Raw genomic sequence first — 12,778 nt, 5'->3', positions numbered from 1 at the left:
GCGGCGGTGAAGCCGCATGTTTTCAGTCTAGTCCGGGCCGGTTGCAGCGGCCAGTTCATTGACCCTCCCGGGGCGGGCGGGCGCCGTTTGCGGCGGGCATGGGCGCGCCCAGGGGCGGCCGCAGCCAGTTGTACAGAAAGCGCGGAATGCCTTCGGGCGCGCCTTCGACGCCGTCTTCAATGGCGTCGTGGAACAGCTGGCGCACTGCATTGTATCCGGCTTCGTCAACGCTTCCGTCGGCCTGCATGGCATTGGCCGCAGACAGCATGTCGGCGATCAGCGCGCGCATGGGTCCATAGCCGTTCGTCACCGTGGAGGCTCCGGCGAGGGGGCGCACCTGATCAGCAATGCGGTCTTTCATGCCGCCGGCCAGGTCCGGCGTCTCCAGGCTGGCCGCCGCGATACGCCGCAAGCTGCCCTGGCGGTCGTCATCATCCCAGTCAAGATCTGACGGCGTGTGGTCCAGCAGCGCCAGAAGAGCGGACCGCAGCGCCTCGCCGCTGACCGTGGAGGTGGTCAGATTCTGCCCCGAGAAGGGGTCGGGCTGGCTTGAGGGATAGATGGTGAAGACCCGCACGCGCGGAACAGTCATCTCCACAATCAGGCTGCGCTCCTGGTCATCGACCGCGCCGTCGGCCAGAACATGCCGGCGCAGGGCGGTGACCTTGTCCTGGCTCCATGTGGTGCGCCCGTCGCTGCGCAGGATTTGCTCCAGCACGTCATAAAAGGCCTGATCCACGGCAACCCGCCCGCTGGCGGGGCCATAGAGGCGTTCGTGTTCTTCGATCGCAGCCGCCTCGCGGGCGCGCACATTGGCTGCGGCGCGCTCATTGGCCGAAACATGGCACGCGGCCTGTGACCCCAGCTCACAGGCGCGGTCGCGATAGGTCAGGCCCGCCTGGGCGTCGCGATGAGGGTTTGAGCCGTGGCCGAGTATCTCGTCGGCTCTGGCGCAGCCTTCAGCGATCTGATGGGCGTCACAGGCGCGCCGGAAGGCCGCCGCGCTGCCCGCCCAGTTCTCTGGCGTGCGGGGCGCGCCGAACAGGCCAAGCGGCGTGCGCGCATTGCCGAGCTTCATGCAGCCTTCGCCGTCGCCCAGATCACAGGCGCGGCCATAGGCCCAGTAGCGCGCCTCAACCAATTGGGCATCGCCGAAGAAACTGCCCACATTCAGCTCGTCGCCATAAGCCTTGCACGCCTGGGCATGGTCGAGTTCGCAGGCCTGACGCAGGGCGGCGCGTGCGTCGATCCGGTTGTCATTGGCCAGATATCTCTGCCCCTGCGCAAACAGCGCATCGGCGTCCTGGGCGAGGGCGGGCGCAGCGGCCATGAAGGCCATGGCGGCGAGGCTGGCCAGGAAGATGGCGAGCCGGCGAGGCGCGTCAGACATGTCTAATCTCCCGTGCCTACTGAGCGGCGGGCGGCAGCTGGGCCACGCAGGCGCGAAACCGGTCCAGGGCCGCTGTCAGTTCGGGCACGGCGTAGCGCACCGTTTGCCCGCCCATGGTGATGCTGATCTCGCCGGGCTGCGACAGCCCGGCGAGCACCTCGTCCAGTGAGGACAGGCGCGTGATCGTCATATGGGGACCGGCCTCATAATACTGGCCCAGGCGTGTCATCACGACACCGCCGGGCATGTCGATCCGGGTTTCAATAACCGATCCGTTTCGCCGCCCGTCCAGCCAGGGCGCGGCCATCAGCAATTCGGGCTGGCCATGGGCGAACCTCTCCACGCTGGGATCATAGAGGCTGATATTGAACATGTTGGGCCGCGTGCGCCCGGCCCACAGCATGCAATAGGACACGCTTCCGGCTTCCGGGCCCGTGGGCGCCGCGTTGGCGCCCCAGTCAACGCTGTGGACGTCCGTCGACGCGCCGGTCAGGGACAGGCTGGCGATCAGGGCGGTGAAGAGCGGCATGGCAGGCCTCCTTGATGTTCCGGCGGCGCCCGGACCGCCCGCTTGCGCCTCTGGCGGGCGGGCGGTCCGGGTCCTCAGATGCAGTCCCCCCAAGGGCCTGCACCGGCCATCATGACCGGCGCGGGCGCGGCTTCAGCCCCCCGTTCGGGGGGTGTGGCCTTGTCAGGCGCCAGCCTGCATCCTAAACCAAGCGCCCGCTGCGGGTGTGGCGGAACTGGCAGACGCGCTGGATTTAGGTTCCAGTGGGGCGACCCGTGGAGGTTCGAGTCCTCTCACCCGCACCAATTTTTTTGTGCTCAGAGCTCTTGCTGGGCCCCGGCTTTCGCCGGGGAAACGCGGGTTGAGAGGTTTGGGCGAGGTGATCGCCTGCGCCCCCTCACCTTACCTCTCCCCCATGTCCATGGGGGAGAGGGGGCATCCATGCCGCGCTTTGTCCTGTGGGCTTGGAGCCAGGCATTTTCCGAATAGAACTCGGCGTCCAAGCCTCCTCTCCCCTCCCAGAGGGGAGAGGGTAGGGTGAGGGGTGGGCGCGCCAGCGTAAGACGATTTTCCCCTCCATCCGCCTCAAGCGTTTTCCCGTCGAAAGACGGGATCCAGACCAACGGTTCTCCTGGGCCCCGGCCTTCGCCGGGGAAGCGCGGGTTGAGAGGCTTGGGCGAGGTGATCGCCTGCGCCCCCTCACCTTTATCCTCTCCCCCATGTCCATGGGGGAGAGGGGCCATCCATGCCGCGCTTTATCCTTTGCGCTTGGCGCCTGGCATTTTCCGAATAGAACTCGGCGTCAAAGCCTCCTCTCCCCTCCCAGAGGGGGGGGTATAGCTAAGTCCTATCCAAATTCACGTCCACTCAGGCCACAGGCCCGGCATCCTGTAGCCGCAGAAGTTGATGTATTCGAAGATCGAAATTTCATTTATTGGTTAATTAAGTGTAATATTTCGGAATGCGGGACTTAGCTGAAGGGTGGCGCTGCGACGATCACCGAGGTCTACAAGTGTATCGAGAATACGCAGTAACTTTCCGGCCTCACTCAACGGAAGCGTTGGCGACCGATCAGCAAAGTACTGAACCAACGTAGCGATACGTGCCGGGATCATATGTTCCTGAAAGCTCAGCAAGTCGATCTTGTCGAAGCAAAGAATTTCCAGCACGCGATCCGCAAACCAGCCTGTCGAAAGATGATCACGTGCACGCTCGCTCATTAGTATGAATTGAGCTGCTACAAAGGGCATCCACCCAGCTCGCTTAATAAGCTTCTCGGCGAACGGCGTAATTAGCTCGACATCTTGCCAGTCCCCGTTAGCGAAACGTGCCGCTGCCGGAGCGTCAAGTACGCTAACGAAAAGATAGTCTTTAATTAGGTAGGGCATTTCGAAACCGCTTACGTCACCACGCGCCCATGAGCGCGCTTGATCTAGATCGGCGCGCTGGAGAAGGCGGTCGAGGCATAGGCTTAGATATTCTATCGTCTTCTTATCAACGTGGTCGGCGTCGGCGACACCACCAGCAACCCAGCTTCTTACCATCGGTGCGACTAAGTCAGTGAACAATTCGTCGTTCAAGCCCAAGAGGTCATCGAGAGTATGGGCACGCGCTTCGTCAATACTGAGCACATCATAGGCCCGACGGAGACAGTCGGCTAATGCATCACGAAATTCGCTCAGGTCGGCGGTTGGTTTATCGTGATCGCGGCGTCGACTTTTTCGTTTGGCACCCTCCTCTCTAGACAGCATCCAATCGAACCAAGACCGCATCAGATTTAGTATCTCGAACCTACATGCTTCGTCTGAGAGGAACGCTTCGACAGGCAGTGCAGTGGCGACCCTCGTCAGGCGGTCCCAGCGAAGAAGTGTGGTGGATTCCCTCAAGACTGGATTGCCATCATCATCAAGCTGAGCGGTTCGTGCCCAAGCTTCCGGCGGGCGGGGCAACGGCCAGACTATTTGTTTGGATGCCAGCTTCAGCGTTGAAACTATAAGCCGCTTTCGCTCCTGAAGTGTCGGCAAAATGAGGCGGTCGTAACCTTGACCAATATCCCGCTCGTGTACAGTGAGCCGTAATGCCAAATCGAGTGCGGCCCACGCAAATCGCGGGTTGGATGAGAAGCATTTAAATGCTGAACGCAACGCCTCGTTAGCTAAATCGTTGAGTGGATGAGCTACTAGCGCCAAAAGCTCGCGCTGCGAGCGCTTATCCTTTGGATCAGTGATTATCTCAGCGGCAAGAGCGCGCGCAGCGTACAGTGCGGGATGCGAAAAAAGCTTCGCCTGCTCGATAAACGGTTCATGACGAGGCTCTCGAATGCGCGCCGCGAACTTCGTGATATGGCGCGCCCATTTCAGGTCGGCTTTTGTAATCAAGTCTTGGCGTTCGATTGCAATTGCCGCCACACCGGCTACGCCGGACTGGTTGAAACCCTTGTCGTAGGTTCGTTCGCCGAATAGGTCGTTTGAGAATGCGGCTTTTGCCTCGCTCAACTTGAGCCGAAGCTCATCTTGTGCCAACTCTTCGAGCCCGGTTTCATAAGCTTTCCTGACCCAGTTATCGAGAGACAGCCCCGCAGCACTGCGCTCAAATTGAGCCATACGCTCCTGTGCTTCAGGTGTTTCATTTTTTGGATTTTCGACCTCGATAGCGAATTTCTCCGAATCATCGGGCAGGGAACTAATACGGTAGTTTTCACGCTTAGCCAGCTCAGCCCAAATTTCAGCGGTTTCTCTAAGTTCTGACACTACAACTTCGTTGTTTTTCTCTTCCTCAAAACAAAAAGGCAGATTGTTTGGAAAGTTCTGCACACTTTTACTGGCCACTTCCGCGAGTTCGCGATCTTTCCCCAAAATAAAAAGAAGAAGTGTTTCTCGGATCGTCACTCGACGAGAAGCTCGCTCATCGCTTTCTCGGATCGCTTTGATGTGAGATGTTTCATGACGATTGAGGGCGAACCCCATCAATCGGGGCGAAACGCCAGGCGACTCTTGAACGAGGCGATGGAGATCGTAGTGCCAAAGGCGCTGCGACGCTACCAAAGGCAAAGTGACTGGCGACACATGTTGATAAGAGACAGCAATCGAGCAGGCAATACCTAGAACCGCGACACACTCGTTGCCGTCCAAGACAGCCCGAATAACATCATCAATAGATTCGCCATTTTCAACACGATCAAACGCCCATTCCTCAAGTGCAGGGAGAGCGCATTCCAAAACTTGCGGTCCCAGCATTCCACGGAACCAAAGGTATTCGGTACGTCCGCCCCAGAATTTCTGTTTTCCCCATGGAAAGTCTAGCTCGATTGGTATTGGCGCGCAGCGAGAGCGAAAATTGAGCCGCTTCAGCTGCTTCCAGCATTCTATAGCGTGATTGCAAAGCGACTGAACTAGGCGTAATCCCTCTGCTGGCGAATCCGATAGCAAGGAGTGGAATGGCTCGCGAAGCGGAGACGGTGGATAGAAACATCGCAAGTCGTCTCGCAGGCAAAGTCTTAGTTCTTCGAACATGCCGAAGTCGGGGCCAATTCCAATCGGGCTACCGGCAGTCATTCGATCCGAAAATGAACGCTCCTCTGGAGGAATTTTCTTGATGCGCTCCATCGCCTTCGCGCGGGCCTCGCGCTCACGTGCTTCACGTTCCTCCCATTTTCGAAGTTGTTCTTCAGGAAGGTCGGTTAGCGTGATTTTCAGAATGTAATCCACTAGCAGCTTAGGAGATTGCTTCGCCAAATGAGTGGACTGCCCAATCACCTCCTGAGCCGCAACCGCACCATGTCTTTCGGACTCCATCAACTCGCTGATATATTGTGCACTTACCTCCGCGCTTGCGTGCGCGCCGACTACAAGGCGACGGAGCTCCTTCTCGAGGTTCTTTAGTTGACTTGAACTTAGCACAGCCCAATTTGTTGTTCTGTTATGAAAATCGCGTGGGTGACGATCTTCCTCAACGGAGTGAAGCCATGTCAAGCAGAGCCGAAGGAGCTTGGTAGACACGTCGTTGGGCAGTTGGCCAAAAGCATTCTGCCAGACCTGAATAAGCGCAACAGTTGCCGCCACAACTTCGGGCGGCCATTCGCTAGCGCGAGCGACGACCCAAGACATGACACGTCGCCAAGTTCGCATCTCATTTGGCCACGCGAAATAATCGGCAAGTCGTATAATTTTTCCAGCGTCGATCCCATCGGCCGGTTTAATATTCTCCAAAATGTTTCTGTTTGGAGCTGATCGCTCTGCTTGAAACCACAGCAGGATTTTTTTAAGCCAGCGAAATTCTTCGGCTTCAGCGACTTTTGCATAGACGTCGAATTTTTGCATAAATGCGGGCGCGCTAATTGGAGCCAACAACCAAGCGCGCAGCCACTGCGATCTAACAGAAACGTCACAAGACAGGGAGTGAAGCTGCCCAGCCCACTCACCCTCTGAAAAGAAAGACCTCTGAGAAAGCAGTCCGACAACACGCCCGAGCGCGGGCGGCTCGCCATATTTTTTTAGAAGCTCCAGCCAATCATCGCCGACATCCTCAAGTACTTTGAATATGGTCCATTCGTGAAATATGTCGTGGGTGAACCTGATAGTAAGGCCTGTTCGAACTTCTTGCAGGATGCCATCCGCAATTAGATCGTAGAGCACGCCGGTCGCGCCGTTGCTCAACTCGCGGATACGAACTGGTAAACCAACTTTCCCTTCGCTCAGTTGAGCAATTTCCAAAAGCGCCCGATTTCGGCTCAACCGATCTGCTTGCGCAGCGGCATATCCACCCCCGCCCCACCAAGCGTCCACTAGATCAACTTCACCTGAAAGATTTGCAACGTCTCCAGTTGAAAATTGTTGGCTAAGGACTGCAGCAAAAAAGGGGCGCCGTCCTATTTCGACAAAGCTGTCATTACCAAATAAGAAGGGCGAAAGCGCAGGGTTGTGCTCTACGAGTTGCCGCGCCTCATCTTCGTCAAGCGGCCTGACTTCGCAGATCGCAGCGCCATCTTGCAGCAACCGGTCTGGCAACCAATTACGCAGGGGCTCCACTCCCTCATCCCGCGAGGTGGCAACCAGCTTCCAATCTGAGAAATCGCTATCATTTAGCGCGGTGTTCAGAACATCGAGAATAACGTTTCTTCCGGATGCATCTAACCGATCGAGGCCGTCAATGAAGAGGGTCCGCGAACCGCAGCATTCCAATTCGGCTAAAATCTCATGAAGCGCTGCACCTCCCAAGGAGAGAGCGTTGGCAAATTCATCCCAACTCGAGCCCACCACTCGACTGGAATGAAAGAACAGAATTGGCCCGTTCTGTCGCGCAATTTCAGCCAACCCTCTAAGAACAGCAGACTTGCCGCTTCCCGGAAGGCCTCGAATGTAAATAAATCTATTTCTTTCAATTGTATTTTGGATGTTCGCAATGTACGCCGACCGGTCAACATGGAATCCATCGATTGTCGTTCGAATGTCTTCGATTGACCGCCGAGCAAATTCGTCCAGTTTCGACACGGCAAGCGAAGCAGAAGTGTTGAATTTTAGACGGAAGCTGCCCCCTAGTCTCGTCAGCAAAGTCTTACGGTCGAGTGATCCCGCTAAGTTTTTTGCACCGTCGGCAATTTCTACGAGCTTTGAATAGAGATTAGACGCATCATTATGCGTCCTCTGCTGAACGCACAACTGAAGCTGCGCTATCGCCGATGCTCGATGGGGCGCTGGCTCCGCTAATACGTCAAGCTTAAGTAGCACTAAGTGTTGAAAAAATTCATATATTTCATGCTCTGTAGGCAAAACGTCTGGAAGTTCAGACAATAGCGTCTGAACGGATTTGAATACCTCATCCTGTTTGCCGCTCCAACGGCTCTTGCCGCCGGGAGCAAGTAAAAACTCCTTTGATGAAGCACAGTTTCTTGCTTGTTCGCAAATGGTGGTCAATGCCCGATGCTTAGAATCCGAAATATGAGCTACCACAGCGCCGTAACGATCATAGCCAATCCGAAAGCTGCCGCCCTTAAGTGTTTTCCAACAATTTTTAATTATATCACGAAAATCCGAGTTAGTTTTAGAGGCGCTAATTGTTAAACTTGTTTTAGCCTGAAGGCTAAGTCGTCTCCGACTGTCGTCAGGCAAAATTGCATCAACGATAATGTCGTCGAGGGGCTCGCCAAGACTGGCTTGTTGAAATGCTACTCGGCAAACCTGTCCATCACTTAGTCCCGGTGCCGCAGATCCCTGCAATAGCGATGATAGATAAATCGCACCAACTTGGGCTTCGAAACTGAAGCCTGCACCGCCGGTTACCTCTGGGGACCGCAAATTTCTTACCTCCAGTAAAACCCAAAACGATCAAATCACTCTGTTCGCAAGCGTGCAACCAGTCTCGGTAGAGCCGACTGGGGATGGGCTCAGAAATACACACCGCGCGCTTCTACATGCACGTCATATTGGACTAACTGGGAGTACTTCCACAGCAACCCATTTCTATCCAAACTCCGCCTCATCACCCTTTCTCACAGGGTAGTCCACGCCATCACCGGCTACGGCGTTCGCTTCTTTCCCGATCCGCTTCACCCGCTTGGCGATGATATGCCGCCGCCGTGTTTCGCCGGTTTCGTCGTAGTCGCCATTCTCGAACTTGGCTTCCGGGCTCAGGTGAAAGAGTGCCAGCGCTTCGACATAGGTTTCAAGCATATGAACCGGAACCGGCTCGCCGGTTTCGCGGTCGAAGGCATGTTCGGCGGCTTTGGCCGGATCGCAGTCAAACGGGGCGGACGGTTTCGGGACGGGCGGCCATGACGGGCGGCCTTTGCGCGCGCTCATCACGATATCGTCTTCATCAAACGCCATCTGGTTATGGCTGCGCGGGGTGAATTTGAGCATGAAGCCGTGAGCGCGCACCTTGTCATGCCAGCGGCGCGGCGCGTTCCAGCGCTCCATCCATTTTAGAAGGGCGGGCGACGTGGCCGCGTAGCGGGTGGCGGCGGGTTTCTGCAAGGCCGGGTGATAATCGAGCGTGACTGTCTTCGGGGCATCACCAAGGCCCGCCTCTATGATCTTGTACCAGAAATCATACTGCCAGCGGCTGACGCCGATCTTGCCGAGGGGCAAAACCGGGTCAGGAATGTCCGGCGCGGGCTCATCATCGCCATAGGGGGCGACAAGATGGCCCAGCCCGTGGGCTGACGCCTTACGGATCACGGGGCGACTTTCGCTATCGAAATTGAACAGGGCGTAGCGCTTGGCTGAAATCGCGAAAGCGTAAAGCGGTTCAAGTGCGCCGCTTCCATCAGAGGCGTAATTCTCCGCCTCGATCTGAAGAATCGAGCCCGGCTTGGCGTATGGGTTGAGCGGGTCAAACCAGTCCACAACCCGGCCAACGCGGGTGCGAAATTCATCACGACCCATGCCTTCAGGCCGGGCGATGGCGAGACTGTCGGTATCGCAAAACGCCCATTGCAGGCCTTCAGCGATAACGGTCCTTTCGGCCAAGGCCAGCATAAGCCGGGCTGCGCCAGTGATCAGCGTTCCGATGACGGGATTGAAGAAGGTTCCCGGCTCTTCAAGGGCCTTGGTTTTGATGGTGTCTTCACGGCCATCAGGATGAAACAGCTTGAGCGTTTCAGGCTTGGGCGCTTCATCGCGCAATATCTCGATAAAAATGCCGTATGAGGTGGAATTGGCGATGATCTTGATGGCCTTTTCCACGTCATCGCCTTGGGCCTTGGCCTCATCGCGAAGATCAATCAGGCGCACGAATGCATCATCGTGCAGCGGGTCTATGGCAAATTCCGGCTTCCCGAACAGATTGACGCTCTTGAGGCCCAGTTGCGGTTCGCCGGGGACAAAACTCACCGCTTCAAGAATGTCTGGGGTTTTGCCGCTCAGGATTTTGGCGGCCACCACATCGGCCAGCGTGTACCAGAGCCCGCCGTCATAGGTCAGGAAATTGAGCCCGATTGCATTCACGCGCGTTTTCTTTGCAGCGTCATATACAGCCCGCACGGGCAATAGATCGCCGTCCGGCTTCACGCGAACAAGTGTGCGCAGATGGCGCCATGTTTCCTTTGACTGGAAAGCCTCCCGCGTCACGCTGCCCAGAAAGGCGCGCGTTTGCGCGGTGGCGTCATGCCAGTTGAGCCCGTCGCCAATGATGAATTCCCAAAGCCCCATGAGGGCGTTGACGGTGGGATACATGGATTTGAAATCGGTATAGATCACTTCGACCGGCACACGCCGCATGCGGATTTCGGCCCGCCCGCCATAATAGGTTTCCATGGCCATGGCGAAGACGCGCCGGGGCACAGTCTGGCACTCCATTAGTGGGGATATACCCATCAAGGTCAGATAGGCCTTACCGATGCTCGCCTCGCTCAAAATCCGGTGAATGGGTTTTCTCAGCCCGTGTTCGCGGTAGCGCGCCCTCAAGGCGCACAGGCATTCCCAACTGACCTGCACATCGACTCTGGCGTAATCGAGATATGTATCTGACAGGGTCTCGCCGTGCTCTTCGCTGGCGTGCTTTCGGGTAGGCGTCTTCAAAAAGGCGCACAGGGTTTCCAGCTTGAAGCTTCGCGAAGTCAGGGCGGCGGCCAGCGTCTTGAGATCTACGAAATAGCCGCGAAAGGCCGGTGTCTTCTGGCCGCGCTTGCGCGCGCCGCGTGGCGTGTCCTGCCCGGCGGGCCTGTTGAAATCGATCAGGCTCGCGCGCGGGCTGAGATGCTTTACCCGCACTTCGGGTTGATGCTTGCCGGCGGCCATCATGAACGAGAAACCGCCGCGCATGGCGAAACGCGCCGGCGCATGGCGGATGGCGATCCGTGACAAGTCAAAGGGCAGATTGAAGCCCGCAATCAGGCCTTGGCCATGATAGCCGATTTCGAGCAAAACATTTTCGTTGAAATCGCGCACGGTGCGCAGCCTCAACCCATGGCGTACGCAATAGGCCTTGAGCGTATCCAGTTCGCCCCGGCTTAATGTTTCGGCCAGATAAAACAGGCCTTCTTCCGCCAGAACCTCGCCCTTGCGCACCTGATAAGCGCCCACGCGCAAAGCCTGAGCCGCGTCAATCGTGGTTTCGGTATCGAAAACCAGCGTGTAAGCCGAAGGCTCATCAAGCCCGGATTTCTTGCGCCCCCGCCGGGCCTTCTCCCCTGTCTTGGGCTTTTCAGTGAAGGCGCGCACGGCAATCGTGTCGGGAGAGGGTCTCATGACGCTTCCCCGTCATCGCGGTCAGGGCGCAAGCCCAGCAATCTTTCTCCGAAGGCCTTCAGCGTAACCGCGACGGCGGCCAGAACATCGGCCAGCCCGCACAGATAGTGCCCGATGCGGGTCTGATCGGAATCGAAGGTTTCAAGCCCGTGCCGGTCCTTTTGCGGATCGCTGACCTTGCGATGGCAATTACGGCATATGGGAACGGTGTCGTTCAGGAGAGTCCCGGCGATGTGATGAAGCTCGATCACATGCGGGTTGGTTTCTCCGCACATCACACACACGGGATTGCGTGTGCCAAGCCGCCTGTAGGCGCGTTCAAGCCGCTTTTCGGCAGGGGTCATCATTCCGGGCATGGCGGTTTCCTGTCTTATCCAAAGATTTGATAGAGTTCGCGGAACGCATCGCCGTCCATGTCGGCGAGCTGGTAGAGCGTGTTCGGATCGGTTTCGAAGGGATGAAACTGGCCGTGAATATCGGTCAGGCCTTCGCCCTGAAGTGCGCCGAGCCGGTCTGTGTCGTGAGTGGCCAGCATGCGCCCTTGCGCATCCCAAGCCCCGCCCGCCTTGGCGGCGGCCTTGGCCCCTTTGACGGTAATTTTCTTGAGCGCGCCTTTTGAGCGGATCGGCACTTGGCGCATGCGCTCATCATAAATCCGCCATGTGCGGCCTTGGCGCGTGGCCATATTGTGCAGGTTCAGATACCGGCGGAGCCGTTTGGGAGAGACTTTCGCAGTTTTGGCCGCCCGGCTCAGGGCCTCGCCCCGGCGCATGCGTGATATCGCCATGTTCAGAGCGTCATCTGCCTTGGGCAGCCGCCCGATATTACTGGCCAGAGGCTCGCCGCGCTTGGGATGGCCTCTTGCCTGTGAGCGCGTCAGCCCGCGCTCATCAGCCCGCTCCATCCGGCGGCGGTACTCGGCTTTGTAGTCGCGGACGCGGGCCATTCACGGGCTCCCGATGTGCCGCATTGGCGGCTAGGAGCCCTTCAAATGAGAGATGGAAGACGGTGGAGTCGAAGACTCAAAAACTCAAAAATGCGCTTCAGGATTTTGAGAATCCGGCCTCATTACAAACCCTTAAAATCGCTTTGGAAATTGTCGAATTGGCTTTTGCAATTTTCTCAGTGTCTGGATTTTTGAGCACGTCTTTGAGGGTTTTGCGCACCAGTGCAGCCCCTTCTTTGCGGGGCATTGAACACAATTGCGGGCAAATTCTCAGGGTGATGCGGACCGCGTTATCTAGCTCATCGCGCTTCCTTGGGCGACCACGCGGCTTTTTGGGTTGCTCAAGATCAATAGTCCTTATGATTCTTATTCCGCTGTATTCAAGACCAGAATATTTGAATAAGCCATGATCCCATTCAATTTTCTCATGATCACCGCGAAGGGCGTCAAAATGCTCCTTCGGGATGACAACGGGACTTCGGGTGGCCTCCGGACTTATCATAAAGCCAGTGGCAGTCACGTCACCTGTTTCGAGATAGGCTAAGAAGGTATGCTTCAGGCCCCAAAGGCGGCTATAGTAGCTTTCCCCTCTTCCGCCGCCCCTGCGTTCAGTTTCGCTTAGTCGGCTTTCCAGATCGGGCTCTATGAGGCACTGAATTTCAAACCACCCGCTCAGCGGGCGGCTTTGTTCCCATATCTTGAGGGCTTTATTTTTCATATCGGTGAAAATATCTTATAGTGTTCTTGCA

General features: G+C 57.0%; 7 protein-coding genes and 1 tRNA gene. 1 reads left to right on the top strand and 7 read right to left on the bottom strand.

The window, feature by feature from the left end:
* Positions 1-55: 55 nt before the first annotated feature.
* Together F1654_RS05045 and F1654_RS05040 are read right to left on the bottom strand one after the other, a co-directional pair.
* Complete coding sequence (locus F1654_RS05045) at positions 56-1,390, bottom strand: SEL1-like repeat protein (protein WP_150022378.1); 1,335 nt, start codon at positions 1,388-1,390, stop codon at positions 56-58.
* Positions 1,391-1,406: 16 nt separating this feature from the next.
* The gene (locus tag F1654_RS05040) at positions 1,407-1,919 is read right to left on the bottom strand and encodes a hypothetical protein (protein ID WP_150022377.1); all 513 of its coding nucleotides are present in this window, start codon (positions 1,917-1,919) and stop codon (positions 1,407-1,409) included.
* Positions 1,920-2,118: 199 nt separating this feature from the next.
* Between F1654_RS05040 and F1654_RS05035 the strand changes: the two genes are divergently transcribed.
* A tRNA-Leu gene (locus tag F1654_RS05035) sits at positions 2,119-2,203 on the top strand.
* A gap of 633 nt (positions 2,204-2,836) precedes the next feature.
* Here F1654_RS05035 and F1654_RS05030 read toward each other — a convergent pair.
* The 5 genes from F1654_RS05030 to F1654_RS05010 form a co-directional block, all read right to left on the bottom strand.
* Positions 2,837-8,191: an ATP-binding protein gene (locus F1654_RS05030; protein ID WP_199200455.1), complete on the bottom strand. Its 5,355-nt coding sequence runs from the start codon at positions 8,189-8,191 to the stop codon at positions 2,837-2,839.
* Positions 8,192-8,356: 165 nt separating this feature from the next.
* On the bottom strand, positions 8,357-11,083 hold the full coding sequence (locus F1654_RS05025; RefSeq protein ID WP_150022375.1) for a hypothetical protein: 2,727 nt from the start codon (positions 11,081-11,083) through the stop codon (positions 8,357-8,359).
* Complete coding sequence (locus F1654_RS05020) at positions 11,080-11,439, bottom strand: hypothetical protein (protein WP_150022374.1); 360 nt, start codon at positions 11,437-11,439, stop codon at positions 11,080-11,082. The genes F1654_RS05025 and F1654_RS05020 overlap by 4 nt, the downstream gene beginning before the upstream one ends.
* 14 nt (positions 11,440-11,453) lie before the next feature.
* A complete protein-coding gene (locus F1654_RS05015; protein ID WP_150022373.1) occupies positions 11,454-12,029 on the bottom strand; it encodes a hypothetical protein in 576 nt (191 codons plus the stop codon).
* A gap of 97 nt (positions 12,030-12,126) precedes the next feature.
* Positions 12,127-12,747 (bottom strand): hypothetical protein, encoded by a 621-nt coding sequence (locus tag F1654_RS05010; protein WP_150022372.1) that lies wholly within the window; start codon positions 12,745-12,747, stop codon positions 12,127-12,129.
* Positions 12,748-12,778 lie beyond the last annotated feature (31 nt).

Source organism: Alkalicaulis satelles (assembly GCF_008630495.1).
In the GTDB taxonomy this organism is placed as follows: Bacteria; Pseudomonadota; Alphaproteobacteria; order Caulobacterales; family Maricaulaceae; genus Oceanicaulis; species Oceanicaulis satelles.
The sequence above is the reverse complement of the archived record's forward strand: the minus strand, read 5'-3'. Positions and strand labels throughout refer to the sequence as shown.

Excerpts from the sequence above, each read along its gene's own strand:
- F1654_RS05045 (WP_150022378.1), bottom strand. The coding sequence starts at position 1,390 with ATGTCTGACGCGCCTCGCCGGCTCGCCATCTTCCTGGCCAGCCTCGCC.
- F1654_RS05040 (WP_150022377.1), bottom strand. The coding sequence starts at position 1,919 with ATGCCGCTCTTCACCGCCCTGATCGCCAGCCTGTCCCTGACCGGCGCG.
- F1654_RS05025 (WP_150022375.1), bottom strand. The coding sequence starts at position 11,083 with ATGAGACCCTCTCCCGACACGATTGCCGTGCGCGCCTTCACTGAAAAG.
- F1654_RS05020 (WP_150022374.1), bottom strand. The coding sequence starts at position 11,439 with ATGCCCGGAATGATGACCCCTGCCGAAAAGCGGCTTGAACGCGCCTAC.
- F1654_RS05015 (WP_150022373.1), bottom strand. The coding sequence starts at position 12,029 with ATGGCCCGCGTCCGCGACTACAAAGCCGAGTACCGCCGCCGGATGGAG.
- F1654_RS05010 (WP_150022372.1), bottom strand. The coding sequence starts at position 12,747 with ATGAAAAATAAAGCCCTCAAGATATGGGAACAAAGCCGCCCGCTGAGC.